Origin of the sequence: Acidiphilium sp. C61, assembly GCF_905116885.1 — a bacterium.
Lineage (GTDB): Bacteria > Pseudomonadota > Alphaproteobacteria > Acetobacterales > Acetobacteraceae > Acidiphilium.
On record NZ_CAJHNI010000004.1, the window covers coordinates 125,257 to 151,881 of the forward strand.

Genomic DNA, 26,625 nt, shown 5'->3' on the forward strand with positions numbered 1-26,625 from the left:
CCTCAGATCGTCGTCCGGACGAGTGCACGGGCGACGGCCCAGACTTCCGCGTCTTCCGGGACCTCCCGGCCAGAATCAGCCCCCTCTCCGCGGATCCACCATGCGCCGCCCCGGCGCTCGATCTCGGCGACCAAAACATCCCCATCTACCATGACCACGACAACCGCCCCATCAAATGGCCGCTCCGCCGCATCCGTAATCAGGATATCGCCAGACCGGATGCCCCGGCCGATCAGGGCATCACCAGACACGCGCACGGGGTACCGCCCGGGTTTGCGGAGATCCAGGGCCTCGGAGAGGTCGATGGGGCCGTCCAGGTGATCGGCCGCCGGCGACGAGAAGCCGGTCGTATTCCCACCGTTATATGAGCGCCTGACATCCATACCGACCTCCGATTCCCGGAACATAATGAGAACATCGACAGCCGGTCAAGCCACCAGACTTGCGAATCCGACAGTATTTGACTCGAACGGGCTCGGCGCATACAGAAAAGCACGTTTTCACGACACAAATTCGAGGAAATTGTACGATATGCCAAAGCTTCCGAAGAAATCTGCAAATTCAAGGAAACAGACCACCGCACGCGGCGAGAGGCCCGCCCGGCGCGAAGCCAGCAAGCCGCTCGCGCGGTCAGATCGCGAGATAGCCGGGAAATCCGCACGAGCGGGGCGTGAGAAGCGCGAGGAGGGCGCGACGGTCCAGCGCCGAAAGAGACCCAGCCGGGCGCTTCCAGCCAAGCCGCCTGCCACGATTTCAGTGAGTGCAGCACGGGACAGGATGACAGGTCTGGTCGATTCGATCATCTTGCATGGCGGATCGACAAACATCCTCTACCACGACAAGGTCGCCGCAACTCTTGCACCACCTGAGGCTGTTCCCGCGGATCAGATTACGAGGGAGTTCACGGTGGACGGCTTGAAAAAATTCCCTCGTGCACTCACAGGGGTTGGTCTCGCGGGGCCCTACGCGCTGGTGCGCAAGGGCGAACGCGTGGCCGTCCTCTACGCACCCACGACTGCCGAGAGCGGTGTGCTGGCAGAAGACCAGATCGCGCTCACCATTCGGACGATGGCGGACGCGTGGACATCTCTCGGCAAACACATCTCAACGGCCAAGGACCACATCCGCGCCGTCAACCGCCTGCGAGCCAACGCGATCGAAGCCACACGCGCTCAGATCGGCCTACTCGAGCGGTCAGGGCGGAAAGATCTCGCGCGCCAGCTCCGCGAAGACATCGACGCGATCGAAGCCAAGGCCGCACGCGACGGATTCGTATAGAAGGGCGGGCAGCCTGACCGGGCTACCCGGTCTATCTTGAACCAGCCCGATGTAAACACCGTCGGGCTGGTTGAAGTCCTCAGGCGGACTCCATCTCGGCGCTGATGCCGGCATAATGCCGGCCTTCGGCAATCTCCCGGACCAGGTCTTCCACGGCGCCTGCCGTGGCGTTCTCTTCGCTGACGTCATCGGACTGCATCGCGGCAAGCTTGGCGCGGCGATTGATCTCCTTCGCCGCACTTCCGCCGGGATAGGCCGCTCCGAGCAGGCGGCGCGCCTCGCGAGGTCCGAGAATCTCGGAGAGGCGCGAGCGGATGGCGCGGTCGATCTGGCTGGTCGAGTAAGCCCAGATCTCGCGCGGCCCCAGAGTGTTGAGCAGCACGTGCTCGTGCTGGCCGTCTCGCATGCGGAAGAGGCCGAGAACGGGTGCGCCATCCCGGCCGGGCCCAAGGACGGTGCGCCGCAAGGCGCCCTTGGCGGATTCAGACAACCCGAAGACCTTCACGGCCTCGTCAACCTCAAAATCGCGCCCAACGCCGCAGATCCAGATGTTCGACGTCGCCTTGACCATGTCCTCGTCGAAGTCCTGGTACTGCTGCGATGCAACCGAGACGTGCAGGCCGTATTTCCGCCCTTCGCGCATGAACTGCGTGGCCATCCGGCGGACAATGTTGACGCCGGTCGTACGGTGGAACTCGTCGAACACGAGACGCTTCGGCGTCTCGTTCAGCATCCTGATCTCCTTGGCGTGGTATTCCCTGAACTCCTCCGGGAAGTAGGCCAGGTCATCCTTGGTCATGAAGAAATCCGACGACGTCAGATGCATCGCCAGCAAATACATGATGGAAGTCTGCTTCAGGTTCGTCTTCGGGGCGAGCTCCGTCAGGTCGATGCCAAGGACGCGGGCGCTGCTGACGTCGATCTGGGTCGGGCCGTCGAGAATGGGGTATTCGTTCTGGGCGCCCTGGATCATCCGCTCGAATGTCTTGGTGAGCGACACGCCGTCCTGATCGGAATAAAGGGCCGTGATCTGCGGCTGGTCCGTCAGCAGAAGGTCCGACATCTGCGGCACCGCGTAGCGCTGAGCGATCTTGGCCTCACGCGGTGCGCCGCGAAGAAGCAGCGCGCGGGCCACCCCGTACCATGTCCGGCATTCGCTGTCCGGGATATTGAGGTGCTCGATCATGAAATCGACGTCGAAGTCCTCGCCCCGAACGTAGCGCCTTGGGTTGCCGCTGCGGGGGTCCTCGCTGGCGATCTCGTAGGCGAGGTCGATGATCCGCCCTACTAGCTCGATCATCCCCGGCGGCGTGCTGATGCCGCCTTCCTGGTCGGCCGGCGAGGCCATGATGCTGATGATCGCGACAATCAGGGCGCGCTGCTGCGGGAGAGGCTTCTGCAGTCCGAGCGGCAGGTCGAAGGGGTTGATGCCGTCCTCGCGCAACATGCGCAGCCGCCGGAACAGGACCTGCTGCTTCATCTCCTCGGGAAGGACATCGCGCAGCAGGTCGAGTGGCCCTTCGATCGACCCGCCGATATCGATCGTGGCGAGCCGCGGCAGCACAGGCATGCCCGTTCGGGTGGAGTTCGATGACAGCACGAAGGCGGTCGCCAAGGAGTTGAGCAGGACGGATTTGCCCCGGCCCGGCGCGCCATAGACGATCTCGGACCATGAATCCTGCAATGGGGAGGCAATCTCGAACGGGAACGGGCGGCCGTCACGCGTCCGCAGCACGAAGCTCCCCTCATCGAACGGGCTGGCTTCGCGCATCCATGGCAGGACGTACAGGATCTCCTCGATGGGGGCGATCCCGGCTGGTGCCGTCGACCTGACATCGATTGCCGGCACGCTGGACAGCACCCCCTCGAGGCGATCACCACAAACCGTGCTGGTGGAAATCGTGCCCCAGTTCTCGACGGCGCGCTGCAGGCGGCTGACACGCTCCTCGATCAGCTGCACATCTTTCTGAGGGCCCCAGGTAGCGAAGGAGATCCGGGTCCTGACCGCGGCGCCGTCATTATCGGCGTAGTCGCGCAGAGACTGAATGGCATCGCGATAAAGTGCTGACTGCGTGGCACCCAGCTTGAAGGGAGCCGTAAGACCGGCCACTGCGTAGTTCACGAGCGTTCCGACATTCGAGAGGCCGCTGCCCTCGATCAGGAAGGATGCACGCCAAGGAGGCTCGTTACCCATCCCGCGCATCGCGGCAATCAGACGGTTGAAAGACCTCAGCTTCACCGGGCCGCGTGTGATATCAACATTGGCATAGCGCCGACCACGGATGACGACCCCGGGGCCGCTATCCTCGATAGCGCCCTCGTCAAAGATCTGCTTGCGCAGCTGCGGCCACATGACATGCGATGCGTCCGGTGCCGGTGCCCCAGGATAGGTCATCCAGGGCATGCGGCCGCCGGCAGATTTCGACGCCTTGGGGTTTGTCACCTCGGGAACGATTAGCGTGTAGCCGTCATGCCCCATGCCAGGGTAAAGCGCATCACGGATCACCCTGGCGGCGCCATGGATGGTGAGCGGCACAACCCTCACCGCCGCCTCCTCGTTGCGAGACAGCTCGAAGGTGACCGCATTGACATACTCGTTGTGCCGCGCGGCCAGAGTCTTGCTCACCCGGTCCAGTGCCTGGGCGTCGACAGCCCGCGGCCACCAGGACGGCCGCGTCTCCTGCATCTCCTCACTGATCCGCTTGCGCTCCAGCCCGCTGAGAACGGAAGGTCTCGTCCAGAGCACGATATGGGTGGCTTCCCGCACCACGTATCTGCGCATGTGCGAGACGCGCTCGTCGAGGATGTCGTGCATGCCATCCATCTGAAGCGCGTCCGCCACGCCGCGCGCGGGGGCAACGGCAGCCTCCATGATCGCGCCGGACTGGTCGGGGTCGCGCTGGAAGCAAAACTGCATGGCATGGCCGCTCGAGGTCATGAACGGTGTGAACGTCTCGGCGGCGTGCTTGCAGAATCGCACGAGATCGCCATCGCTACCAAGCGCGCTGGTGCCGCGGACCTCGAGAACCGTCGCGAGCGAGCCGTCCGATCCGACAAGGTTCCGCTCATACCCGGTCTCAAGCAGGCAGAAAGACGCCATGGGCCGGCTGGTGATCGTGTCCGCCACAGCTTTGGAACGACGCAGGAAGCGGCTCAGCGATGATTTTGCCATAGAAATTCGATACCCCTAATTTCAAGCCAGTCTATGAAATTCAGGAACCGGATTGCAATGGGAATCACTGAGCGAGTTGGCGAATATCGAGCGGGTTCACGTTGGACCAGTTCACCGCCCCGGAGATGGAGGCGACGACGAGCCCGTCTGACCTCACGATTGAGGTATGGGGCAGCACGGAAGCGCGGAACGCCGCGAACGCGGTGTTGTCAGGGCAGGTCAACACTGGCAGTCCAACGATCTCATGCCGGGCGTAGAACGCCTTCACTGCAGCGGCGCCACCGCTGTCGCACGCGATCGGCAGGAAGTTGATGCCATAGATCGAAACCGTCTTCGCCAACGCGATCAGGCTCGGCATCTCCACGGCGCAGGGCTGGCACCAGGTGGCCCAGAGGTTGACGATGGCGCCGCTAGCGGCCAGCCCGTTCAGGTCGACCTCGTCGTTCTGACTGTTATCCAGACGGAACCAGCCTGGCCTGAACGGCGCCGAACGGGGGATGTCCACATCATGCAGCATCGACCTGTCGAAGGCAGTGGCCGGAAAAGCGGCCGCGGGCACCCCTAGCGCCGCAGCAAGCGCAGCGGCACTGCGCAGAAACCCGCGGCGATCCCGCCGCTGTGCGAGAACCTGGTGTAGTGGCCCGTCAGGCTGGGGCGAGCGCTCCATCACGCGGGGAGATCGATCAGGTCGGTGAGATCGGGTTCGTCGCACTCTCCAGAAGGGTCGATCGCCTCGACTTCTCCGAGCACATGACCGGGGCGATTGGCGCCGAATACGTCCTGGAGGATGTCTGCCACATCTTCCTTCAACCCCTCGGCTGTAATGTAGCAGCTCGGCACCTCGGAAACCAGGACGCGGCGCCTCATCCAGTCCTCGATATTACGAAGGCGCACGTGCTGTACGCCGAAGACATAATCGAACGCGTTCATGCGGCGAGGCAGCCGTCTCCACATGTGGCCGATCCCGATCCCGCGCCACGCACTGTCGAGGGCAAGCGCGACACCGTCACACCCGTTCGCGGCGCGCTCAGATGAGATACCGGCCGCCAACAGGGCCTTCTCGATCTTGGGGTGTGACCTCCGGGCGAGAAGGTAGGCCCCAATGATACGAGTTCCGATGCGAGCGACAGGGCTGATGCCGTAGTCGATACGGGCGCCGCCGATCACCGGCTCAACGATTTCCCGCCCCGTGGCATGCTCGAACGCGTCCTCGCAGACGGCAATAACGGCCCTGTAGTTTTCCGGCGTTTCGACCCGGCCGAAGCTGAGAAGTTCACCGCCATGCAGCCCCGTAAGTCCGAGACGGGCTTTCACGAGATCGCCGTCGAAGCCGTCGGGGCCGGTGCCCAAGTCGACAAAGGATCGCGGCTCGAGACCAAGGCCCACCCCACGATCCTCGTATATTTTGGCGACACTTTCGTATGCCGCGATTTCGATTTCCTTCATTTTGTCCTCTAGTTCAGGTCTGCGTTGACCATTGTCGCGGATGAGTCGTTCTGCGCGATGACGACCCAAAGACCATGGCCCCGCGGCTTCCGCGCCTCGCTGCCCGCGAGCGCAATCACTCTGTCCGCATAGCGGATGGACTGAGGCGGCGGGTGTCCGGAAACAACAGCCGACGGCCCGGCGTTGTAGGCAACCAGCGCCTTCCTGACCGATCCAAAGCGAGAGATCAGCATCGCCAGGTAATGAGCTCCGCCGGAGATGTTCTGGCGCCGGTTCCACGCATTGACATTGAGGACTTTTCGCGCCGTTGTCGGCATCAACTGCATCGGCCCGATCGCGCCGGCGGAGCTGACAACGATACGCGGGTTGGCATGCGTCTCGACATGCACCACAGCGGCGACGATACGAGGGGAAACGCCGTACCGATGAGCAGACGCCTCGACAAGCGGAGTATACGACCCGGCCAGATCGCGCAGGCTCTGCTTTGGGCTGACGTCGTGAAATCCGATCGGCGCGCCGACATGTGCGCCTCCCGTCATCGTCGCGCGCGTCTGCCGGACGACTGCAGACATCGGGATCGTCGCCCGCCGAGCAAGGCTGCTCATCAGAAACCTTGCGGGCCGGTTCATTGTGGCTGCAAGCTGGCACGAAATCCCACCCCCGGGGCGCGCTGCGGCCTGGGCCCATCCAGTCAGCCCCGTGACAAGGACTGCTGCCACAAATGTGGTCAGGACACGCCGGCTTTGCGTGAATACCATTCGGGATTTCGAAAACAAAACATCGGCTCCTTGCAGTGCTGCATGGATTATACCTTATGCCTTGTTATGTGACCTAGCTTTTTATATTGCGTTGATCGTCCCGCCTGCAAGCTGATGTCCAGCGCGGACTTCACCCTCGCTCGGAACCGCCCTCAGAAGGACATTTCTGCCGCCGGCGACAGGTTCTGCGCCAGGGGTGCGAAAGTGGTCCGCAGGATGGCTGCGGCACAGTCCTCGGGCGAGGCGGAGCCTTGGAAAATATCTTCTGGTGCCGATGCAATCAGACCAGCAAGATGCTGATGGGTTGTCCTGGAAAGGTCTTCCCGCGCAAAGGAATGCGTCGCGACCTCATCCGGGGTTGGCAACCAGGCAAGACCTGGGTCGGGGCGGGCCTGGATCCCCGCCTGGCGGACGTGGTGCGACAGGATGGCGTCAGCCATTGCCAGGGATGCAGATGCGCATGGCAAGACGGTGCTGCGGGTCGCCCTGATCCTGGCCTTCTGCGCCAAGTAGCCACCCCACCATATCGGACGACGCAGCAGGGAGATGCCGGGGAGCGTGGGCAGTGTCGGCCGCCGATCGCAGATCACTGCGACCTCGAGTCGGATGTGGCGCTGCATCGTCAGGCCACTGTCGACCAGGGCCGACCCGCCGACCTCTACCAGGGGCAGGTTGCCAAGAGCCATATAGAGCGCCTCGGCCACCATTGTATTCGCGGCGTCGGGGTTCTTGAGGAGATTGAAGTAAACCCCTGTTCGGCCGAAATTCTCGACTAGCCCCTTCTGCCGCCACCGAAATGCATAGACGGTCATGGTCTCGATCTCGAGATCGAGTGCGGTTGCGGCCGTGCGCAGGGAAAAGACCTCAGGCAGGTCCCTCAGGCGCTCGAGCGCGCTGACTCTGGATGCGGCCCGGATCTGGCGTCCGGCTGACGGCATCACAGCCCCGCCTCGAGCACCTGGTCGCCCCTTCTCTCCGCGTCTCCAACCCCGGGCAGCGCCGTCCAGCCTGATGCCTCACAACAATCCCGAGCGGCCGCCGCGGCAGACGTGAAGCCTTGGCGCTCTGCCGCGGCGGTGCACCACCCGTAGTCGCCGGATGGCAGGCGTTCGATTTCGCCCCCGCGCATCTCGGCCGTCACCTCCCACGCCGTGCGTACACCGTCGCCATGCGCGAAATAGTACGCGATGAGATCGTGCGCATGAGCGAGGTCCGCCTGTGCCCGATCAAAATGGGCCCTGAAGCTCCCAGTGCCATCGAAGGCCGCGAACATGTCCGGGGCGAACCAGCGCTCCAGGTCGGACATGTAGCGCCCATACCCGTCAACCCCGCCGATCTCGGCAATGCGGGACTCGAGACCACGATACACCGTCAGCAGAGATCCCCGGTGCAGGCGGGTCGCGACATTGATAGCCCGCAGCCGGTCATGCACACTCGCATCGACGACACCCCGGTGCTCAGACAGGAAGCCGAGGTCGAACAGGTCCCGCCATTTCAGGTCCTGCCGGCAGGCGACCGCCTTGACCTTGTCCCCCCAGAGCCCCACCGGCGCCCCGAGCAGCAGTGGAATCATGCCGCCTCCGGGAAGTACGCTCAGCTTCAGCATCACCGGATCCTGACGATATGCCCGGGTGATTGAGGCCGGCACGGGGTGGAACTCAGCGGCAACACGCACTTGGCCGTCACGACGCGCGTGCTCCCAGACGATGTCGATCGTGCTCTGGATCTGATCCGAACCCGACACCCTCGGGTCGCCATTGCCGCAGCGAAAGCTGACCTGGCTGCCGGAAATCTGGGCGCGCAGGCTGGCGGTTACACGGCGCGCAATCCGCTGGCCTGCGCGCCCAAGCGTTTCGGCCTGGGCTTCGGCGATCAGAAAGTCGACATCATTGGAGAGGCGGGGGCTTCCATAACCATAATGCAGGGCGCCGCCCCCCTGCATGATCAGCTGGCCGGGACGGATAGTCAGGGCACGCGTGATCTCGGAGAAGAGCAGCTCATGCATCAGCGTAGCCACCTGCAGGCGCTCTGGATGGGAGAGCGGTGTCCCTCTCCGGCGTGGTTGACCAATTTCGCGCGCGATATCCGTCATCAATCCAATCCTCGGCTAGGCTTCCACCAGATGCTGATTTTTAATATACAAATATGTATATTATCGTTCAATCAAAAACGGTCTCGGAATATGCAATTCTCACCGGCAGTCACGCCTAAAGCCTGTGATACCGAGAATATGGGCGAGGCCAATCCGCTAAAGCCTGGCCATTCGGAAATGATGGCCAGGCAGGAAGAACATGAGCCTTCTGGTGGGTATATAAATTCGAACACCGAATTACCCGCAAAGATCGATACCCAGGTTGAGAAATCAACGATTTTCCCTCGTAATTCGGAATTTTTCCGACTAAATTCTGAATATCGATAACGCTGCAGAAAAAGTGCGAATTATGGATATCATCAGGGTCGCCGACACGGAGACCACCGGGCAGGCGCCAGATTGCGCCATTATCGAGATCGGCTGGACCGACGTGTCGCTCGACGGTGAAATCATTGCTCCACCGCGCTCGATGATCGTCCGCCCCAGCCGCAAGATCGAGGTCGGCGCGATGGCGGTCCATCATATCACCCAGCTCGAGGCCGACGCCGGGTGCGACGAAGCAAGCTGGCACGCCGCCTTCGGAGCACCACCGCCCGGATGCCGGATTGTCGCCTTCGCTGCCCACAATGCGGATTTCGAAAAAAGCATCATCACACACGTCTCGCCGTGGGTCTGCACCTATCGCTCAGCGCTTTCGCTTTGGGATGAGGCAGAGAAGCATAGCAACCAGTATCTCAGGTACTGGCTCGATCTCGATATCGATTCCGCCCTCGCGCATCCGGTGCATCGGGCGGGCCCGGACTCCTACGTGACTGCGGGGATCATGACGCGACTCCTGCGTGAGATGACCCTCGAACAGATGCTGCACGCTACGAACTCACCAATCCTTCTGAAGAAGATCGGGTTCGGGAAGCACTTCGGGATGCGTTTCGAAGATCTCGACGCGGGCTATCTTGGCTGGCTCCGGAACAACATAACCGACAACCCTGATCTGACCTTCACGGTTCAGCACGAGATGGCGCGCCGCGCCGGGCTTGCCCGTTCCTTTGCCACCAATCGCCAGCAAGGGGGGCAGCCCCACGGACCGCAAAGTCCGGCGCCGGCTGCCGGCCATCTCGCTGCTGCATCAGGTTCGCTTGGCCTGCCGGCTGTGCCGGATAAGGTTCCGGCTACCCAGCCAATCCCGCCGATCGAGCCGAAGCAGGGCAATCCGTTCGATCAGGGCCTCGACTTCGGATCCCTGTTCAGCACCGACGTGTCACCACCGGGGCCGACATGACCATGTATGGAATCGACATCAGCCGAGATCGCCAACAGCAACGCTTCGAAGTCGACAGCGTGGAAGAGATCCTGATTCTTGCCCGCGCTGCGGTCCAGGACCAGGATCGCAGCGCGCTGGAGACGGTCGAGAGCCTTTGTCTCGACGCTGTTCCGCATCTCGATCCCACCCGCACGACAGTAATTGCGGGTGCGTCCTTCGTAATCGAGCTCAGCCTCCTGGCGACGGCTCCGGTGGCAGCTGCCTCTCATGCTCCTGCATGACCGTTTCGGGTATCCGGACCAAGTCGCGGACAGGGCGTACCGGCGCGCCAGGCACCGGTGAAAATGACCGCCGCCGAGCCTGCATCTCCAGCGTCATGGATCTGAACCAGGTGTAGACCATCGAGAGCAGGCGAGCGTCGACCAGAGCGCCGTGCTTCTCTCGCTCGTACTTCACCTTCAGCTGGTTCTTCAGCAGCATGTCGAGGCTGACCTTCTTGCCCGGGTCGAGGGCGAGGCGTGCCAGCTCGATCGTGTCGATGATCCGGTTGTCCAACGGCTTGTGCCCCGCGGCCATGAGCTCGGTCTGCAGGAACGCCATGTCAAACTGGGAATTGTGGATGACCAGTGGTAGGCCCTGAATCATGCCAACCATGTCGCCCGCGATCTCTGGAAACCGAGGTTTGCCGGCGACGTGCCGGTCATAGATGCCGTGCACCTGAGACGCATCGCGCGGGATCGAGCGCCCCGGATTCACCAGCCACTCGCGCTCCGCCACGATGTCCTGGCCCCTGAGAATGACGACACCGATCGTGACCAGCTTGTCTCCGGCTTCCGGGGAGAAGCCCGTGGTCTCGGTGTCGATACATGCGACGACATCGGGGACGTCGAAGTCGACCGGCTCGACACCGCCACCGGCAAAGCCTGACGACGCCACTGCATCGATCGCCGCCTGCGCTTCGGCCAGGCTTTCCTCCTCGTCAGGCTGATCATCAGCCTCGGGGTGAAGCCCGTAATAACTGTCACGCTCAACCTGGCCATCAATGCCATGGTCGAGTGGGCTGGGCCCTGTATCGTCAGCGCTGCTCATTGCCTTGACCTTCCATTCAGGGCGTCGGGGCGCCCATGCCGGGGACGATCTGATGCTCCTGCTCGAAGCCCGCCCTGATAGATCCCAGGCGATATTCCATCTCGTCTCGGAGCGCGTCCGGGTGCATGATTTCGTCGACCGAGCCCACGAGGTGGTAGAGCTTCGCGAGATCCGCGTCGGCCATACCGATGAAGTGCTCACGCACTTCAGTAACTGATGAGAAACACCACCTTACCCCGTCGATCGCCTCCAGGCAGAGAAGCGAACCATCGAGAATGGCAAACTCGAACTTGCCGAGGTGCCGGCCCGCGGCCGGCGTGAAGCTGCCCGAGAGAAACAGGTCCATAGTCTCGCGCCACGCCTGCCGAACCACCCGGCCCTCCGCGAGCATGGTGTTCCACACATTGTCAAATGCCGGGTTCGGGGTGAAGTCCTCGAGAGTACCACTTCCGTCATGAGCAGGGATCACGGCATCCCACGAAAGTCGGCACCGACCGTCCGACAGGCGATCAACTCTGTGCCGGAGGAGCCACGACAGGATCTCCGCTCGTGTGCGGTGTCGGAAGGCAAATCGGTGTCCGGATGTGTGGATGCCGGCCGCCAGCTCTGCGGCCTCACGCGTCTCCCTCAGCCTGATGTCCCGATCTGGCAGAGGAGACGAAGTGATCGCGTGTGCCGCGCGCGGTCTTGCCTTGGATTGCAGGGCCGTCGCCGCACGCGCGGGGGCAAAGGTCATGCAGATCGATGCGAATTCAGACGGCGTCGCGCCCTTGAGAGCCTCAAAGACGGCCATCCGCAGCGCCATGTTGTCACTACCCACACCGTCAAAGACAATGCTGCCACGAGTAAGGTTGAAGACTGCCAACCCATCGCGGGCTTGGCCATGCCGCCGGACGATTGCGATCAGGTATGAAACACCGTCGATGCACCGGTCGACCGATGCCGCCGCCTCGAAATTGTAATCCGCTGCGCCCGGCATTCCAGACCCCTCATGCACTACCATCTCAACGGTAGCCGGAGAATCTGTAAGCAACGCCCTATCGGCCGACCGGCACGCGGATATCGGCAGTGCCGTGAAATCGGCCACTTGAGACCCGACACATTCACAAAAAAAGGGGGGTGTAGCCTGAAATGTCGAAAGGCCGTCCATATGGACGGCCTTTCGGTTCATGCCTGAGACGCTAGGAGTGTGGCGAAACTTTAGTTGCCGACGTTCATGGTCTGAACCTGAGCTGCCTGACCGGTGCCGCCGGAGAACAAGGTGTTCACGCCGAGACCAGTGACCCAGGGCAGCACTGTGAGAGCAGCTCCAACGAGGAAGCCGACAACCGGCAGCTTCATTGAGGTGCGCGAATTTTCCTGGTTGGCTTCCCAGATCTTCCAGATGGAAATGCCGGTCACGAAGACGCCGATCACGAAGGCGATCTTGATGCTGAATGAGAGCATCGGGTCAACCTGGCTTGTCGCATCGGTGGTCATCAGACCACCGAGCCCTCCCGCGGCATGAGCGAGCGGAGCGGCGAGCAAGGAGAGCGTGAGCGCGCCAGAAGCAGTCATGAGGACGCGACGAGCGGAATTGCGCGCAAGGGCCGCCGCATACCTGATCGAATTGATGCTCAGCATCGTTCTTTCCTTAGAATATGGCAGCGACGGCTGCCTTGATCCGACCGGCCCGTGCCGATCTCCTGATAGAATATAATATTCTGACCATTTTTCAAATTACTTTTGACTGCGCCACGTCATTTTCATCGATTCTGGAGGTGTAGAGTCTATGGCAGTAAGCATCCACAGATGGGGCGGCCGAGTCCCGCGGCAGGTCATCCGCAAGATCTCTCGGATCCATATCGAGCCGGATTTCCGTGCTTTCAGGCCCTGTGACAGCGGGGCATCCATCTTTCAGTATCCAGATAGCCCAGGCTTTCCCTGAAGCGTAATTTGTGAGAGCGTGGCGAGGACGATGCATGTTCATGCTCCGAATTCGGAAATGATCCGGGGTCCACAGCGAGGCACATTACCGCGCGGTGGTAACCCCCTCCTGTAACTGGTATTTCGGGACGCTGCGCCGACCGTATGGCAGCTCGGGCGCCTCGTCGAGGTAGGCAAAGCATAACTGTGCGATCCCCATACCTGGCGTGAGCAGGATCGGCCGCGGAGCCATGTTGAAGAGCTCGATCGTGATCTGGCCACTCCAGCCGGGCTCGATCAGGGTATTCTGGACAGAGAGTCCGAGACGGGCGAGCGACGACTTGTCCATCACGAAGCCCAACACATCGTCCGGCATCGAGATCCTCTCGACGGCATAAGCCAGCGCGAAGCTTCCTGGCGGCAACCGGAAAGCGGCACTCTCGGTCCAGGAATAGGCATCAGCTGCGGGCGGCGAGTGGGGATTCAGCTCTTCACCAGCCCGGGTGTCCGCGAACATGGCGAACTGGGAGCCCAGCGTCAGGTCGTACCCGGCGCAGCTGAGCCCCTTGGATACTGTACCATCCCGTTGCTGAACGCGCTTGAAGGGTGCGATCATGCCATCGGCGGCGAGCCGGGCGATCGTCCTATCGCTGAGGAACATGCCCAATGATCAGCGCCCTTTGATGAAGCTGCGACGATGATGGGGCGTGAGGCCGCTTGACCGGATTGCCGCGAGGTGTGCGGGCGTACCGTATCCAGCATTCCGCTCCCACGCGTATACCGGGTAGCGCCCCCCAAGAGCCGCCATCAGCTCATCTCGCTTCACCTTGGCCATGATCGAGGCAGCAGATATTTCAGGAACGGCTGAATCGCCCTCCACGATGGCGCGCGCCTCGGCAGGCAGGCCGACCGGGATGAATTCGCCGTCGATCAGGATGGTCGAGATCAGATCCGGATTGATCGGAAGGTGGTCCACAGCGCGCAACATGGCGCACATCGTCGCACGCAGGATATTGATCTCGTCGATCTCGGCGACCGATGCGGCGCCATACGCATAGACTGCTCCGCATTCCTCGAGCCCGCGTGCCACCATTGCACGACGTCGCGGCGAGAGTTTTTTCGAATCCCTGATCCAGGGCCTGATGTCGTCGGGAATGTCGTCCTCATCGGGGAGGATGAAGGCGCAACACACCACTGGGCCCGCGAGACAGCCACGACCGACCTCGTCGATACCGACCTGGAATTTGCGGCGGCTCGGTTCGGTCTGATAGCTGGAGGCCGCGGGCACTGGCGCGGTCCCGCCAGACTGGCTGAAAACAGCTTCAAGCCCGAGCGGGTCGTCCGCGTGGTGACCAAGTGCCTCGGGCGTCGGGACTGACATCACCGTCGTCTCTTTCGTTGCTGAAGCCGGCCCGTGGGGCTCGTGCCGGCGGTGTCACTGAATCTTGAAAATACAAATCGGGGGACGTATTGTCAATTATTTGTATGATTTTACTTGTTTGCGTAGATATTTTTTATATAGCGATTCCAATACAGGGAAGCTCATGAAACATATGATCCTGCTGGCCGTGCCACTCACGGCCGTGTCGCTCGCACCAGTGCCGGCCCGGGCCTGGTATCACAGCGAGACCTCCATTCTTGGCGACATCGCCCGCCATTACGCGATGGAGCACTACGAGCATCACCGCTCAGAGAGCGGCGGCTATCGGTCAAGCGAGCGGAGCTCTCGGACCGTCGGCTATAATCCGCTCCCAAACCCACGGATCACTCCTGGCGCGATCAACGGTGCCGTGACGCAGGCCGACATCGACACAACCATCTGTGTTCGCGGCTGGACGCGTACGGTCAGGCCGCCCGAGTCCTATACCGAGCCTCTGAAGAGACGCCTTATCCGCACCTATGGTTATGCCGACCACGAATTGCGTGACTATGAGCTCGATCACCTAGAGCCCTTGGAGCTGGGAGGTGCCCCGGGCAGTCCGAAAAACCTCTGGCCTGAGCCACATGTCGCCCAGGGCGGATGGGGCAGCCGGGCGAAAGATCGTCTCGAGAACAAGCTGCATTACCTGGTATGCTCCGGCCGGCTGTCGCTCGCCGCGGCCAGGCAGATGATCGCGACAAACTGGATTGCCGCGTTCAAACGCTTCATCGGTCCGAGGCCGTGAGACTCTGCCGTACGTCAGCCCCTTTGTCTGATCAGAGCCACCGGCGGGGCTGACTCGACTTCGGTGGCCCCCGCTTGGGGGCGCTCGACGTAGTAGCCAAATCCGCGCTTGTTCTTGATCAACGCGGCGCCGCCGTGACTGATGAATTTCCGCCGTACCAGCGAGACGTAGACATCGATCACCTGCAGCGCGGGATTGTCTCCGGCGGAGTACATTATATCCATCAGATTCGACCGTGCGATAACCGACCCGGCGCGCAGAGCAAGCGTTTCCACCAGGTCATATTCGCGCGCGGTAAACGGCACCACCTTCCCGTTCATGAGAATCTTGCGTGCGTCCGGGTAAAGCTCCCCTTCCCCGGCACTTCCAAACCTGACACACGCTTCGGATCCCGTTGGAGCCTTTCGCATGACGACATTGACGATTCGCGCCAGCAACTCGTCATCGTTGATTTCCGTGGCGACCAGCTCGTCAACACCGAGCCTCAGGAAGTGGATCCGGTTTTCTATATCGAGGCGCCAGCCCACCACAATAACCGAAAGCGCGGCGTTTGCCCCTTTCAGCTGACTTACCAGCCCAGGATAGGTTGCATCGCCATGAGGGGCGAGGATGACCAGCGCATCGTAAGGGTACAGTCTCGCATGCTCGGCGAGAGCTCCAACGCCAGAGACAAGCTCGAAAACGTCCCGCCTTGCCTTGAGCTTGAAAATCAGCCCCGGGTTTGTCTTGGCTAGTGACCTGTCCAGAAGCAGCTTCATCTTGAAAACTGCAGGGCACACGCCGAGATCGGGACTGCTTCACTTGCTTTCACGCATTGATTGTTAAATCTTATTCATGTGCAACTCAAGAAGGTGAAGCCCCTCCCCTTCAACATCCTTACGTTGGCGGTTTCGCTGGGATGTTTGCGACGGAATCAGGGAAAAATCCAAGTTTTGAGCAGAGTGTTTCAGAGACAAAAGGGATTACAAATCCCACGATTTCGTGAGGTCGACGCCCGAATGGCTGGTTGACCAGAACAGTTCCGATCCTGGAGAGGCGCCGCTCGCCAACCTGGTCTCTCTCAGCAGGCCGCCGGGCGCAACGCATCCTGTGAGCATTATTCGACCCATTCACGCTGAATCCGGGCGGTTGGATTCAGGACCGGTCCCCTCCGGCCGTCCGGCCTGACGGATCCGATCGAGGCTGATCCTGGTTTCGCGGATCGCGGAATCGGCTGCCGCCATGGCTTCTTCCAGATCGCTGAAGTCGAACGCGAGCCGAGGCAGGACGCCACCGGACGGCGCCGGCGGAAGATCGGCGGGCGGAGCAGAGTGTGGCATTTCGGGCTCGATCCGGGGCCGTCCCCTTCCCCGCCCCGGCTGCGGCCGGCGTGGCGGCGCCACGTAATCGCGCATCCGGCCCATGCCCGACAGGCCGAAGAGCCGGCGCTTGCTGCGGTGGGTCAGCTCGACGACCAGCCCGGCCTCGAGCAGTTCGCCGAGCAGGGCGTGGGCGTTCGCCACGTTCATGCCGAGCCGATCGGCGAGCGATTTCGCGGAGATGATCGGGGTTGCCGCCAGGATGTCGATCGCCATGGCGGCCCGGCTGTTCTTGCGCCGCTTGCCGATCGAACCGCGCGCGACCTGCCAGGCCCGATCGAGATCGCGGAGGAGGTCCTGGGCGGCCGCGGCCTCGTTCGCCAATGCATTGAGCAGAAGCGGGATCCAGCTCTCCCGGTCGAAGGGAAGGTCGCCGCCGAGGGCCTGCGGTCCGGTGATCGGAACCGGAAGGTGAAGCAGTCCGCTCTGCTGCCAGAAGCGGATGAGTGCGCCCCGCAATGGAGCTCGTCTCCCGCCCCCAGCCAGCCAGGCATGGGCCGCGTGTGCCGCGCCGAGCAGCGGGGATGCGCGCTCGACATCCCGCTCGATCGCCTTCATCGCCAACTGGATCTCACCCTCCTGATCAAAATCAGGCTCGACGATCCACTGGTGCATCGAGAGCGCGTGGCGGGCCGCATCGAAGATGTCGCCCCGCTCGGCGAGGCTCAGCCATGGGTCCATGCGGAGCCGAACCCCCTCGAGCAGGGCCGCGAGATGCCACGGCTCGATCAGCTGCCCGTCCACCATCGCCTGGCGGCGCACCGCATCGAGGCGAAACCGGTAGAGGAAGGCGCCGCGGAGCGGGTGCATCGAGAGGGCCTGGTCAAGCCGCGCCATGGTGCCGGCCGCTCGCTCAAGTGCGATCATCAGCCGCTGCTGGGCGGACATCTCAGGGTGAGCCATGAGACGCGCCTCCACCATGAAAGACGTCACTTACACATCTCGTCCGTAGCCTCCGGGGGACCGCTCCCATCGCCCCGAGGCCCCAATGCCCAGCATCTCCCGCAGCCGCGACTCGATCGAGGTCCAGCTCGCGACCAGCCGTGACCTCGCCGATCTGGCCTACGAGATTCGCTACGAGGCGTATCGCGCGAGAGGCTACATCGGCGAGCGCGCCGGCGGGTTGTTCAGCGATGAGGAGGACACGCGCGAGAACGCCCAGACCGCCGTGGTATTTCGCGACGGTATTCCGTCCGGCACGGTGCGCGCCCTCCTCCTCGACCCGGGCTCCGACAACCCCGACTTCCACCACATCCCGGCGCTCGACATGTTCGGGCCGGAGATCCGCGAGCTTCTCGCCGTCCGCGGGACCGCGGCGCGCCCGGCCACCGCAATCGAGGCCACCAAGCTGGCCCTGGCGAGCCATGCGGAGCGGGATATCGCGGTGCTGCAGGCCCTCTTCCGGACGGTTCGCTATCTCGTCCACGCGCATGACGCGAATGTCGTGTTCAACGCGGTCAAGCATCATCACATGCCGTTCTACCGCCGCCTCGGCTACCGCAAGATCGAGGATCCCCGGCCCTACCCTGGACTCGCTGTCCAGACCGGGTTGATGGCGTGCTTTCGTGAGGAATTCGCGGACACGGTCGACCGCGTGCCGTTCATGAGTGGCCTCGCCGTCACCGACCCGACCTGCCAGGCGCTGCTCGCCGGCCACCGGGTGCAGATCTTCTCGACCGGTCGGCCAGACGAGCGGCCGGCGCTCGAAGCCCCGAACCGTCTGGGGCGCGCCGCCCCGGCGCCGGACCCTGATGCGGATCAAGAGCCGGGCCCGGGCTGAGCGGAAAGCTTCGACAATCCTCGAACGGAAAATCAATATCTTGATCCGTATTTTTGCGCCATATGCGGTGTAGCACAAAATAACCGTCTTTTTCAGGGGCCTATCAGGCTTTTTTAATTGATTTCCTGATAAATTCGGTTGTCGCTACTACAGAAATTTCATAGGATTCCGGGCGCAGAACCGACCGATTCGCGCTCAGGAGAGGCCACTCGTGCCCGACGACAACGAATTCGCACCGCAAGACCGCCCCGACGCGCCATCGGCCGGCAGCCTGGTGCCCTCCCCGCCCCCGCTCGCCGGCGACGGGCACGCGGTCCGGCGCTGGTTCAGCGAGATCGAGGACGAGCCGGTCCCGGTGGCCGATGGCACGCTCGCCGGTGCCCGCAGCGCCGCCAGCGCCTATGCCCGCCGGGCCAAGGCGGACAACACCAGGCGGGCCTACCGCGCCGCGGTGCGCGTCTGGTGCCTCTGGTGCGACCGCCACGGGCTGACACCCCTCCCCGCCTCAGGCGCGGATGTCGCGGCCTTCCTCGCCGATGAGCGCGGCCGCGGCGTCTCGACCGAAACGCTGAAGCTCCGGCGCGCCGCGATCCGCTACCTGCATCGCCTCGCCGGCTGCCCGGTGCCCACCGATGATGCCTGCGTCGCCGAGACCATGGCGGGCATCCAGCGCGATGCCGCCTCCCGCGGCGAGATCCGCCGCAAGAAGGTGGCGGCGACAGCGACGGTGATCCGCCGGCTGCTGGCGCCGATCGGCGATACCGAGCTGATCGACCTGCGCGACCGCGCGCTGATCCTGGTCGGCTTCGCCGGCGCGCTGCGGCGCTCGGAACTCGCCGGCATCAGGATCGAGCACCTGACACCGTCAGAGCGGGGACTCCGGCTGACCCTGCCGCAGACCAAAGGGAGCCAGACCGAGGCGGTCACCGTCGCCCTGCCCTACGGCGATACCGAACTCTGTCCGGTGCATGCCCTTGAGCGCTGGCGGGTCGCCGCGGGGCTACAGCGGGGCCCGTTGTTCCGCCGGATCTGGTCTCCGCCATCCGGCCGGAAAGGGCGCGAGCGGACCGCGCCGCCGGGGCCGGTCATCGGCGAGCGGGCCCTCACCCCGCAGAGCGTGGCCCTGATCATCCAGCGCCGGGCCATGGCGGCCGGGTTCGGCCGGCGCGACCTGGGCGGGCACAGCCTCAAGCGTGGGGCGCTGACCACCGGGATGGAGCGCGGCGTCCACCCGGCGCGCCTGAAGCGGCTCGGCCGCCACAAGAGCTATGATGTGCTCGGAGAGTATCTGGAGTTCGGCGACCTGTTTGACGGGCACCCGCTGGATGGGGTGCTCTAAATCCGTCTCCTAGCTTAATGCCGCGGCGCAAGTATGCGTGGGTCGTACAGCCATTTCCGGCGCTTGTGAAACTGTATTTTGCGGGCACCTGGATGGGTCGGGTTGATGAGGACGTTCAGCTCCTCGGGAACGATAACGGAGGGGACGAATAATACCGCCGATCTATTGTCCCGGACCCAAGTGGTTCCCAAGTCGATACTCACCTTCCCGGGAGGCTCCGCATCCCACCCCACAAGCAGAGATTCCTCATCATATGCCTCTGCCGATCTGACCAGATCATCCGGGATGATGATCTCGACCAGATATCGGTTCAGCGGCAAACCGCTCCCGTTCAGATGCACCACAGTTTCGAGGCAAGCCAGCGCGCGTGAGGATGCTGCGTAAACCATTGGGGTGCCAACGTCATTCCAGCGTCCGCCCGTGATCTCCGCCCCCTTTCCGCTCCTGTCGTCCGCCGTATAATCCCGAGTGTCTGTCCCGATCCTCCAGAAACTCGCGGTCACGCATAGGCCCCGCTCTGAATGCGGGACAATGCCTGTGAGACGAGGGCTTGCCCCGCCATCGTGTCAAGCAATTTGATAGGCATCTGACCGCCGAGCGCTGGCAATGGCTCGCGCAACCAGCGCGAGAGCCATTCTGCAGCGTTAAATCCCTCTGGATCACCGGATTCCTTCACCATCGCCTCGACCTGCCCCACCAGTCGCGCAATACCGGCAATGCGCTCGCTCTCATCGGCCGGCAGATTCTTCGCCTGGGCGACCTTACGATTCAGGGTGGCTACACTCAGGTTGAGCGCACGGAGCAATGTGTCCTGCTCGATCCTGAGATCACCTGCGATCCGCTTTACGGTGAGCGCGGGAATCCCCCTCCTGATCATCTCGATTTGGCGCATAGGCGCCTGACAAAAGTATTCCAGGTAGGTCATATCGGTCCCACCTTTTGCCGCCGGGGATCCGCGTGATGTCTTGGGAACCTTAAGCGCGCGAGATGTCTTGGGGGCCTTGTGCGAAGGCTTGTTTGCCTTCGTACCTGAAGGTGTTCTGGTCGCGGCCTTGCTCACAGTCGTGGCAACCATGACGATACTCCTTTGCGCAATAATTTAGCGCATTTGCGCATTTGTTCAACATCCCCGCCACGAGGTCAGAGATCCAACACGCTCCTTACAGACCCGGCGGCTATTCTGACCGGACCGATCCCCCGACGATCGTCCGACAGGAGAATCCGCCTTGGCCCAGAACAAGCCGCCGCGCTTCATCGCCGAACTCGAGACTGTGCAGGGGCACGCCTGCTTCTCGGTCCATGTGTCCGTCCGCGCCGCGACGGACGCGCCGGAGGACGCCGTGTCGACCCACCTTCTCCCCGCCGGTGACCCGCAGAGGGCGATCCTGACCGAGGCGATTTCCGCCATCCGCCAGACGCCCGAAGGCGCGCGGGTCGAGCTGCGGACGAACAGCGACTATCTGACCGACGGCATTCTTCGCTGGCGTAGCGGCTGGGAGCGCCGGAACTTTCAGACCGCGAAGGGCAGGCCCGTTGCTCTCGCCGACGTCTGGAAGATCCTGTTCGCCGAAGTCGACGCCCGGCAGGTCCGTGCGGTGTTGAGCACCTCAACGACAAAGAGCCGGGAAGCGACGCACCATGCTCATGACGCCATCTCCGTCGCGGACCATGCGCCACAGATGAGTTGATCCACCGGGTGACGGGACGATCAACGCCTCCGGCGTCCGATCCCGGCACCGATGATCTCGGTACACCCCCCTCACCCACCATCTTGGCCGGCCGCCCGTTCCTTTCACGTCCAGTCGCTATGCTGGCGATGGAACAACCGGTGGCGCCGTCATGAACTCGATATCCCCCTCCCCGCTCGTCCGTAACCAGCAGCTCGTCGTCAACCTGTTCGGCGGTCCCTGCGCCGGCAAGTCGAGCCTGGCGGCGATCCTGTTCGGGCGTCTGAAGCGCGAGCACTACGAGGCGGAGCTCGCCGTCGAGTTCGCCAAGGACCTCGCCTTCGAAAACCGGCGCGACGCGCTGAAATGCCAGATCTACGTCCTCGGCAACCAGTACTGGCGCATCCAGCGCGCCTTCTCCGGCGGCGCCCAGATCGTGGTGACCGACAGCCCCTGCCTGCTGTCTTGCGCCTACCAGACCAGCCCCGGCATCGAGGCCGCGGCACTGGAGGCGCATTTCGCGTATCCCTCACTGAACCTCTTCGTCGACCGCTCGGAGCGATACAGCGCCTATGGCCGCGTCCACGAGCGCGACCAAGCCGAACAGATCGATGAGCGGATCATCGGGATCCTGAACCGGTTCAGCATCCCCTTCACCCGCGTCTCGATCGAGCATGGCGAACAGCAGGCTGTCGCGATGGTGCTCGAGCAGGCACGACGGGCAGCAGAGGCAATCGAGGTGGGTAGTGTCCGGGGTCGTGGTGGACTTTTGGGCCCTGTAACGGTGTAGTTTGAGGTGGCCATCGGATCAGTCGGCTATGGTGGAGTTGCGAGACTTCATCCTGAAGCCTGGAGAACCCGATGACCGAAGATAGATTACCACTGGCTGAGCTACTGGCCAAAGCCGGGGACGGCGATTTTCTGCGCAGCGTCGCGGAGGCGGTGGTTCAACTGCTGATGGAGACGGATGTGGATGGGCTGATCGGCGCCAGCCGCTACGAGCGCAGCGGCGAGCGCGCGACCTATCGCAACGGCTACCGGGAACGCGCATTGGACACGCGGCTTGGCAGCTTGCAGCTTCGGATCCCGAAGCTGCGGCAGGGGAGCTACTTCCCGCCGTTCCTGGAAGCTCGCCGGACCTCGGAGAAGGCGCTGGCCGCGGTCATCCAGGAAGCCTGGATTGGCGGCGTCTCGACCCGGCGGGTAGACGAGCTGGTGCAGGCCATGGGGCTGACGGGGATCAGCAAGAGCACGGTCTCGAAACTGTGCAAGGACATCGATGAGAGGGTGAACGCCTTCCTCGACCGGCCACTCGCCGGCGAGTGGCCGTATCTGTGGTTGGATGCGACCTATCTCAAGCAGCGCGAAGGTGGGCGGATCGTCTCAGTTGCAGCGATAATCGCAGTGGCGGTGAACACCGACGGTCGGCGCGAGATCGTCGGCCTGCACATCGGCCCGTCCGAGGCGGAGACCTTCTGGTCGACCTTTCTCAAGAGCTTGGTCCGCCGTGGGTTGCGTGAGGTGAAACTGGTGATCTCCGATGCTCATGAAGGATTGAAGGCGGCGATCCGCCGGGTGATGGGGGCATCCTGGCAAAGATGCCGCGTTCACTGGATGCGCAACGCCTTGTCCTATGTGCCGAAGGGGCAGCAGAGCATGGTGTCTGCAGCGTTGCGTCAGGCGTTTATCCAGCCGGATCGCGTCAGTGCCAGCCAGACCCTGCGCCATGTGGCCGACCAGCTCCGGGGCAAATGGCCAAAACTTGGCGCGTTCATCGACGACAGTGAAACCGACGTGCTGGCGCACATGGACTTTCCCGCCCAGCACCGAACCAAAATTCACTCGACGAATCCGCTCGAACGCCTGAACAAGGAGGTCAAGCGCCGCGCCGATGTCGTCGGCATCTTTCCCAATGAAGGTTCGATCATCCGCCTGATCGGAGCCGTGCTGCTCGAGGCCAACGACGAATGGCAGACACAGAACCGCTATATGCAGATCGAGGGAATGGTCGAACTCATGGCACCCGCCATCGATGCCGATACACCACGAATTTCCACCGTCGCCGCGTGACCATTGGCCGCTTCAGCTACACCAGAATTTCCACCACATTGACGGACGCTATCATCGAGGTGGAGCCGCTGAGCAGCTTCGACCAGGATAATGCCCCCCTCCCCTGCTAGGCCCAGCCACCCCATGGATGCGTGCATCGCGCTGCGTGCATCACCCATCACGCAGCACGCCTAACCAAGTCCTGCCATCTCGCCTGCCACGGCGAACAGCCATGAAGATCGCACTACGCATCACGCATCGTTCCTCACGGTGCACGCATCACGGTGAACGACTCGTGATGCGTCAGGCACGCATCACGCCCGCCTATCAGGATCCGGCCAGATCCGCCTCCCCTCGGAATATGTTGCAATTCAATGGGATAGCCCCAAAAAGACAGACTCACGCATCACGCCGCATCAATCACGCTTCATGCACCACGCATCTCGCATCACCGGATTACCACCCACGAGCCGGATCAAGCGGCAGTTTGATGCACGCACCACGCATCGTGATGCATCATGCCATCAGATCACATGAACAAGCAGGTCCAACACACTGATCCAAGCCTATAACGCATGGCCTGCGCATCGTGCATCACGCATCCCGCATCACCAATTAATTCAAAAACAGATTTGAATTTCTTGACAGCCATCCGATGCGTGGTGCACGCATCGTGTATCACGAGTCACGCGTCACGGCTCGCGTCTTTGCGGGTCGGGCGCGAGCAGAGGGAAGGGGACATTGATGCGTGCATCACCAATCACGATGCAGTGCGAGCGGCCATGAAGCGGATTGCCCTGGTGCAGCAGAAGGGCGGGGCCGCGAAAACGACCCTGTGCGTCCACCTCGCAGTAGCAGCAGATCAGGCGGGGACGCGGACCGCCATCATCGACACCGATCCGCAGGCAAGCGCATCAGCGGTCTGGGGGCAGGCGAGGGGGGATAGGACCCCGCCGGTCGCCCCGGTCCTGGCTGCTGAGCTGAAGGAGGCGATGGACGCGGCCGAGGCTGATGGCTTCCAGCTGATATTCGTCGACACCCCGCCACACACGGCGCCCGCGCTCGAGGTGGTCGCGCGGAACATCGACCTCGCTCTCGTGCCGGTGCAGCCGTCAATCCTCGATGTTGCTGCCACCCAGGCCACACTTGACCTGCTGCGCGCGAACCGGGTGCCATCGGTCGCGGTGCTGACGAGAACATCTCCCAGACCGGACGAGGAAATCGTCGAGACGGTCAGAGCCCTGAGAGATCTCGAACTGCCTCTACTGAACACCCGCATCGTCGAGCGGAAGGTCTACCGCCGGGCCCTGACCCAGGGGCAGGCCGTCGGCGAGTTCGAACCCACCAGCAAGGCCGCGCGGGAGATCCGACAACTCTGGAAGGAGATCGCGGTCCTGGATGCGATCCAGCTCAAGCCCGCCACAGCACAGAAGAGGAGGTCGTAATGTCGGCACCCCAAAAGCGCAGCTTTTCGAGCTTCGTGAAGCGTACGCCAGATCATCTCACCGAGGCTGGCGGACGTCATGACCAGGCGCCCGCGGGACGCCCCGATCCGGCACAGGCGCCCGCCTCACACTCGAGGCCGGCCGAAGCGGGTTGGCCCGAGGAGCGCCAACCGACCCCGGCGCAGAGCGAACGGCCCGAGGTAGACGAAACAGGGGAGGGGGGTGATGGCCGGCAGAGGGTACGCACATCCACTGGACGTGTTCGAACCTATTCCGCTTCACGGAGCCTGCCGGGGGTCACGTTGCGGCTTTCGGAGGAAAGGTGGGAGCGGCTCAAGCTGCTTTCCGTCCAGGAAAGGCGGCCCATCCAGGAGATCCTCGGCGAGGCCATGGACGCCTACATGCGAGGGCGAGGGCTCAGATGGTAGCGGATGATGCGTGCTTCGTGATGCACGCATCATCCGCTACCGCGTCGCGTGGTCGGGAGATCGCTCCGACTCGAATTGTCCACAATATCCACATGGGATTTCCTGACTTCGCGCTGCACAACTGATGCAATCCACAGATGAGCACGGTTTTCCACGGGGATTTTTCAACCGAAGCATGGGATTTTCCGACCAAAACACGAGTCGCCCCGTGGGAATTCCTGACCATACTACTAATAGAATCAAACTAATTACTAATAGCTCGGTCGAGAAATCCCACTCGAAATCGGTCGAGAAATCCCACAATACTTTGGTCAGAAAATCCCACATTTTGCAGGTCAGAAAATCCCACAGTTGACATCGACTCGATGAGAAGGCGAAAAGTCGCTTTGGAGGGTGGCTATGATCAATCGCCTGGACCAGAACGTCGCACAGCTGGTGCTCGATTATGGCAGTGAGAGGGCCCGGGAAATCGTCGGTCCCCGCTACCGCGCGCTTGTGGATATCGCCAACGAGGTGCTGACAGACGAGCGTCAGCAGATCGGCATCTCGTATTCTGGATTCTGCCTGACCAGTCTGCCCCACAAGCGCCTTTCCGACAGCGCCGTGTGGCAGCGGAAGGGGCACAAGGTTACCCTGCTCGTCGAACCCGGGGTAATGCGCTCCAAGGGCCGCACGGTCCTGTATGGCGTCCCGTTCGGGGCTCGAGCCAGGATGATCCTCCTCTACCTCCAGACTCAGGCGATCCGGACGAACTGCCGCGAGATCGAGCTCGGCCGGTCCATGAGAACCTGGATGGAGCGCATGGGGATCGCCATCGGGGGAGAGACGACACGAGCCCTGAGGGAACAGGCGGCGCGGATATCGGCCTGCAGCCTCAAGTTCTTCTGGGAAGGCGACGGCGCCGAGGGATGGACCAGGGGCGGGATCGTCTCATCCGGCCTTCGCTTCAAGAGCGTGGTTGATGACGACGACCAGGGGAAGCTGTGGGACGACCGCGTCGTGCTGGACGAGACGTTCTGGCGTGCGCTGAAGGACCATCCTGTTCCCCTGCAGGAGGCTGCAATCCGGGCTCTTGCCCACCGCTCCCTGGCGCTTGACGTCTACATCTGGCTTGCCTGGCGTTGCCACGAGATCAAGGGTCCAACGGACATATCCTGGATCTCCCTGGACGCGCAGTTCAACACGACAGGCCGGCCGCTGAAGTACTTCAAGCCCCTGTTCACGGACGCTCTGCGAGCGGCCATGGCGGCCTATCCCGACTGCCGGCTGGATGTGGAGGATCGGGGCATTACCCTCCGGCCCTCCAAGCCGCCAGTGCTCAAGCTGATCACATAGGGTCGCGGCGCCGTGGGATTTCCCGACCGATTGGGGATTTTCTGACCAAAATGGGATT

At 62.7% G+C, this 26,625-nt stretch carries 27 protein-coding genes; 11 read left to right on the plus strand and 16 right to left on the minus strand.

Annotated elements, in window-relative coordinates:
- Positions 1-2: 2 nt before the first annotated feature.
- Complete coding sequence (locus tag HUW10_RS02070) at positions 3-383, minus strand: S24 family peptidase (protein WP_174501974.1); 381 nt, start codon at positions 381-383, stop codon at positions 3-5.
- A gap of 148 nt (positions 384-531) precedes the next feature.
- Here HUW10_RS02070 and HUW10_RS02075 point away from each other — a divergent pair, with 148 nt between their 5' ends.
- Complete coding sequence (locus HUW10_RS02075; RefSeq protein ID WP_217425389.1) at positions 532-1,278, plus strand: hypothetical protein; 747 nt, start codon at positions 532-534, stop codon at positions 1,276-1,278.
- A 79-nt stretch (positions 1,279-1,357) separates the two neighbouring features.
- On the opposite strand, the gene HUW10_RS02080 is transcribed toward HUW10_RS02075, so the two are convergent.
- From HUW10_RS02080 to HUW10_RS02105, 6 genes are all read right to left on the minus strand, one after another.
- Positions 1,358-4,405 carry a hypothetical protein gene (locus tag HUW10_RS02080; RefSeq protein WP_174501976.1) on the minus strand — a complete coding sequence of 1,016 codons (3,048 nt, stop codon included), beginning with the start codon at positions 4,403-4,405 and terminating at the stop codon, positions 1,358-1,360.
- A gap of 109 nt (positions 4,406-4,514) precedes the next feature.
- The gene (locus HUW10_RS02085; protein WP_174501977.1) at positions 4,515-5,009 is read right to left on the minus strand and encodes a TlpA disulfide reductase family protein; all 495 of its coding nucleotides are present in this window, start codon (positions 5,007-5,009) and stop codon (positions 4,515-4,517) included.
- A 107-nt stretch (positions 5,010-5,116) separates the two neighbouring features.
- The gene (locus HUW10_RS02090; RefSeq protein WP_174501978.1) at positions 5,117-5,896 is read right to left on the minus strand and encodes a hypothetical protein; all 780 of its coding nucleotides are present in this window, start codon (positions 5,894-5,896) and stop codon (positions 5,117-5,119) included.
- 8 nt (positions 5,897-5,904) lie between these two features.
- Positions 5,905-6,501 (minus strand): transglycosylase SLT domain-containing protein, encoded by a 597-nt coding sequence (locus tag HUW10_RS02095; RefSeq protein ID WP_174501979.1) that lies wholly within the window; start codon positions 6,499-6,501, stop codon positions 5,905-5,907.
- 305 nt (positions 6,502-6,806) lie between these two features.
- Complete coding sequence (locus HUW10_RS02100) at positions 6,807-7,592, minus strand: hypothetical protein (protein WP_174501980.1); 786 nt, start codon at positions 7,590-7,592, stop codon at positions 6,807-6,809.
- A complete protein-coding gene (locus HUW10_RS02105; protein ID WP_174501981.1) occupies positions 7,592-8,746 on the minus strand; it encodes a nucleotidyl transferase AbiEii/AbiGii toxin family protein in 1,155 nt (384 codons plus the stop codon). The genes HUW10_RS02100 and HUW10_RS02105 overlap by 1 nt, the downstream gene beginning before the upstream one ends.
- Positions 8,747-9,095: 349 nt before the next feature.
- Between HUW10_RS02105 and HUW10_RS02110 the strand changes: the two genes are divergently transcribed.
- Positions 9,096-10,025 (plus strand): exonuclease domain-containing protein, encoded by a 930-nt coding sequence (locus HUW10_RS02110; RefSeq protein WP_174501982.1) that lies wholly within the window; start codon positions 9,096-9,098, stop codon positions 10,023-10,025.
- A complete protein-coding gene (locus HUW10_RS02115; RefSeq protein WP_174501983.1) occupies positions 10,022-10,288 on the plus strand; it encodes a hypothetical protein in 267 nt (88 codons plus the stop codon). Before HUW10_RS02110 ends, HUW10_RS02115 begins: the two co-directional genes overlap by 4 nt.
- Here the strand turns inward: HUW10_RS02115 and HUW10_RS02120 are convergent.
- From HUW10_RS02120 to HUW10_RS02140, 5 genes are all read right to left on the minus strand, one after another.
- A complete protein-coding gene (locus HUW10_RS02120) occupies positions 10,236-11,096 on the minus strand; it encodes an exonuclease domain-containing protein (protein ID WP_174501984.1) in 861 nt (286 codons plus the stop codon). The two genes, HUW10_RS02115 and HUW10_RS02120, sit on opposite strands and share 53 nt — an antisense overlap.
- Before the next feature lie 16 nt (positions 11,097-11,112).
- The gene (locus tag HUW10_RS02125; protein WP_174501985.1) at positions 11,113-12,075 is read right to left on the minus strand and encodes a hypothetical protein; all 963 of its coding nucleotides are present in this window, start codon (positions 12,073-12,075) and stop codon (positions 11,113-11,115) included.
- A 221-nt stretch (positions 12,076-12,296) separates the two neighbouring features.
- Positions 12,297-12,719, minus strand: coding sequence for a hypothetical protein (locus HUW10_RS02130; RefSeq protein ID WP_174501986.1), 423 nt, complete (start codon positions 12,717-12,719; stop codon positions 12,297-12,299).
- A 388-nt stretch (positions 12,720-13,107) separates the two neighbouring features.
- Positions 13,108-13,662 (minus strand): dCTP deaminase, encoded by a 555-nt coding sequence (gene dcd, locus HUW10_RS02135; RefSeq protein ID WP_174501987.1) that lies wholly within the window; start codon positions 13,660-13,662, stop codon positions 13,108-13,110.
- Between the two features lie 9 nt (positions 13,663-13,671).
- Entirely contained in the window at positions 13,672-14,382 is a 711-nt protein-coding gene (locus HUW10_RS02140; RefSeq protein ID WP_174501988.1) for a ribonuclease HII, read from the minus strand.
- A 163-nt stretch (positions 14,383-14,545) separates the two neighbouring features.
- Between HUW10_RS02140 and HUW10_RS02145 the strand changes: the two genes are divergently transcribed.
- On the plus strand, positions 14,546-15,166 hold the full coding sequence (locus tag HUW10_RS02145) for a hypothetical protein (protein WP_174501989.1): 621 nt from the start codon (positions 14,546-14,548) through the stop codon (positions 15,164-15,166).
- 14 nt (positions 15,167-15,180) lie between these two features.
- Here the strand turns inward: HUW10_RS02145 and HUW10_RS02150 are convergent, their stop codons facing one another.
- Together HUW10_RS02150 and HUW10_RS02155 are read right to left on the minus strand one after the other, a co-directional pair.
- The gene (locus tag HUW10_RS02150) at positions 15,181-15,924 is read right to left on the minus strand and encodes a response regulator transcription factor (RefSeq protein ID WP_174501990.1); all 744 of its coding nucleotides are present in this window, start codon (positions 15,922-15,924) and stop codon (positions 15,181-15,183) included.
- 351 nt (positions 15,925-16,275) lie between these two features.
- Entirely contained in the window at positions 16,276-17,427 is a 1,152-nt protein-coding gene (locus HUW10_RS02155; protein WP_174501991.1) for a hypothetical protein, read from the minus strand.
- An 85-nt stretch (positions 17,428-17,512) separates the two neighbouring features.
- On the opposite strand from HUW10_RS02155, the gene HUW10_RS02160 reads away from it, so the two are divergent.
- Together HUW10_RS02160 and HUW10_RS02165 are read left to right on the plus strand one after the other, a co-directional pair.
- Positions 17,513-18,304, plus strand: a complete 792-nt coding sequence (locus tag HUW10_RS02160) for an N-acyl amino acid synthase FeeM domain-containing protein (RefSeq protein WP_174501992.1) — start codon at positions 17,513-17,515, stop codon at positions 18,302-18,304.
- A 211-nt stretch (positions 18,305-18,515) separates the two neighbouring features.
- On the plus strand, positions 18,516-19,643 hold the full coding sequence (locus HUW10_RS02165; protein WP_174501993.1) for a site-specific integrase: 1,128 nt from the start codon (positions 18,516-18,518) through the stop codon (positions 19,641-19,643).
- A 14-nt stretch (positions 19,644-19,657) separates the two neighbouring features.
- Here HUW10_RS02165 and HUW10_RS02170 read toward each other — a convergent pair whose 3' ends face one another.
- On the minus strand, positions 19,658-20,146 hold the full coding sequence (locus HUW10_RS02170) for an RES family NAD+ phosphorylase (protein ID WP_174501994.1): 489 nt from the start codon (positions 20,144-20,146) through the stop codon (positions 19,658-19,660).
- Entirely contained in the window at positions 20,143-20,568 is a 426-nt protein-coding gene (locus tag HUW10_RS02175; RefSeq protein ID WP_236656153.1) for an antitoxin Xre-like helix-turn-helix domain-containing protein, read from the minus strand. The genes HUW10_RS02170 and HUW10_RS02175 overlap by 4 nt, the downstream gene beginning before the upstream one ends.
- A gap of 301 nt (positions 20,569-20,869) precedes the next feature.
- Between HUW10_RS02175 and HUW10_RS02180 the strand changes: the two genes are divergently transcribed.
- The 5 genes from HUW10_RS02180 (at position 20,870) to HUW10_RS02200 (ending at position 26,567) form a co-directional block, all read left to right on the plus strand.
- A complete protein-coding gene (locus tag HUW10_RS02180; RefSeq protein WP_174501996.1) occupies positions 20,870-21,331 on the plus strand; it encodes an RNase H family protein in 462 nt (153 codons plus the stop codon).
- Between the two features lie 151 nt (positions 21,332-21,482).
- The gene (locus HUW10_RS02185) at positions 21,483-22,100 is read left to right on the plus strand and encodes an ATP-binding protein (RefSeq protein WP_174501997.1); all 618 of its coding nucleotides are present in this window, start codon (positions 21,483-21,485) and stop codon (positions 22,098-22,100) included.
- Positions 22,101-22,171: 71 nt separating this feature from the next.
- A complete protein-coding gene (locus HUW10_RS02190) occupies positions 22,172-23,380 on the plus strand; it encodes an IS256 family transposase (RefSeq protein ID WP_011930484.1) in 1,209 nt (402 codons plus the stop codon).
- Between the two features lie 761 nt (positions 23,381-24,141).
- A complete protein-coding gene (locus tag HUW10_RS02195) occupies positions 24,142-24,804 on the plus strand; it encodes a ParA family protein (RefSeq protein WP_011930611.1) in 663 nt (220 codons plus the stop codon).
- Positions 24,805-25,631: 827 nt separating this feature from the next.
- Positions 25,632-26,567, plus strand: a complete 936-nt coding sequence (locus HUW10_RS02200) for a replication protein RepA (RefSeq protein ID WP_174501998.1) — start codon at positions 25,632-25,634, stop codon at positions 26,565-26,567.
- Positions 26,568-26,625 lie beyond the last annotated feature (58 nt).

Coding starts and splice junctions, on each gene's coding strand:
- HUW10_RS02070 (WP_174501974.1), bottom strand. CDS start 383: ATGGATGTCAGGCGCTCATATAACGGTGGGAATACGACCGGCTTCTCG.
- HUW10_RS02075 (WP_217425389.1), top strand. CDS start 532: ATGCCAAAGCTTCCGAAGAAATCTGCAAATTCAAGGAAACAGACCACC.
- HUW10_RS02090 (WP_174501978.1), bottom strand. CDS start 5,896: ATGAAGGAAATCGAAATCGCGGCATACGAAAGTGTCGCCAAAATATAC.
- HUW10_RS02095 (WP_174501979.1), bottom strand. CDS start 6,501: ATGAGCAGCCTTGCTCGGCGGGCGACGATCCCGATGTCTGCAGTCGTC.
- HUW10_RS02100 (WP_174501980.1), bottom strand. CDS start 7,592: ATGCCGTCAGCCGGACGCCAGATCCGGGCCGCATCCAGAGTCAGCGCG.
- HUW10_RS02105 (WP_174501981.1), bottom strand. CDS start 8,746: ATGACGGATATCGCGCGCGAAATTGGTCAACCACGCCGGAGAGGGACA.
- HUW10_RS02110 (WP_174501982.1), top strand. CDS start 9,096: ATGGATATCATCAGGGTCGCCGACACGGAGACCACCGGGCAGGCGCCA.
- HUW10_RS02115 (WP_174501983.1), top strand. CDS start 10,022: ATGACCATGTATGGAATCGACATCAGCCGAGATCGCCAACAGCAACGC.
- HUW10_RS02120 (WP_174501984.1), bottom strand. CDS start 11,096: ATGAGCAGCGCTGACGATACAGGGCCCAGCCCACTCGACCATGGCATT.
- HUW10_RS02125 (WP_174501985.1), bottom strand. CDS start 12,075: ATGCCGGGCGCAGCGGATTACAATTTCGAGGCGGCGGCATCGGTCGAC.
- HUW10_RS02130 (WP_174501986.1), bottom strand. CDS start 12,719: ATGCTGAGCATCAATTCGATCAGGTATGCGGCGGCCCTTGCGCGCAAT.
- dcd (WP_174501987.1), bottom strand. CDS start 13,662: ATGTTCCTCAGCGATAGGACGATCGCCCGGCTCGCCGCCGATGGCATG.
- HUW10_RS02140 (WP_174501988.1), bottom strand. CDS start 14,382: ATGTCAGTCCCGACGCCCGAGGCACTTGGTCACCACGCGGACGACCCG.
- HUW10_RS02145 (WP_174501989.1), top strand. CDS start 14,546: ATGAAACATATGATCCTGCTGGCCGTGCCACTCACGGCCGTGTCGCTC.
- HUW10_RS02150 (WP_174501990.1), bottom strand. CDS start 15,924: ATGAAGCTGCTTCTGGACAGGTCACTAGCCAAGACAAACCCGGGGCTG.
- HUW10_RS02155 (WP_174501991.1), bottom strand. CDS start 17,427: ATGGCTCACCCTGAGATGTCCGCCCAGCAGCGGCTGATGATCGCACTT.
- HUW10_RS02160 (WP_174501992.1), top strand. CDS start 17,513: ATGCCCAGCATCTCCCGCAGCCGCGACTCGATCGAGGTCCAGCTCGCG.
- HUW10_RS02175 (WP_236656153.1), bottom strand. CDS start 20,568: ATGACCTACCTGGAATACTTTTGTCAGGCGCCTATGCGCCAAATCGAG.
- HUW10_RS02185 (WP_174501997.1), top strand. CDS start 21,483: ATGAACTCGATATCCCCCTCCCCGCTCGTCCGTAACCAGCAGCTCGTC.
- HUW10_RS02190 (WP_011930484.1), top strand. CDS start 22,172: ATGACCGAAGATAGATTACCACTGGCTGAGCTACTGGCCAAAGCCGGG.
- HUW10_RS02195 (WP_011930611.1), top strand. CDS start 24,142: ATGAAGCGGATTGCCCTGGTGCAGCAGAAGGGCGGGGCCGCGAAAACG.
- HUW10_RS02200 (WP_174501998.1), top strand. CDS start 25,632: ATGATCAATCGCCTGGACCAGAACGTCGCACAGCTGGTGCTCGATTAT.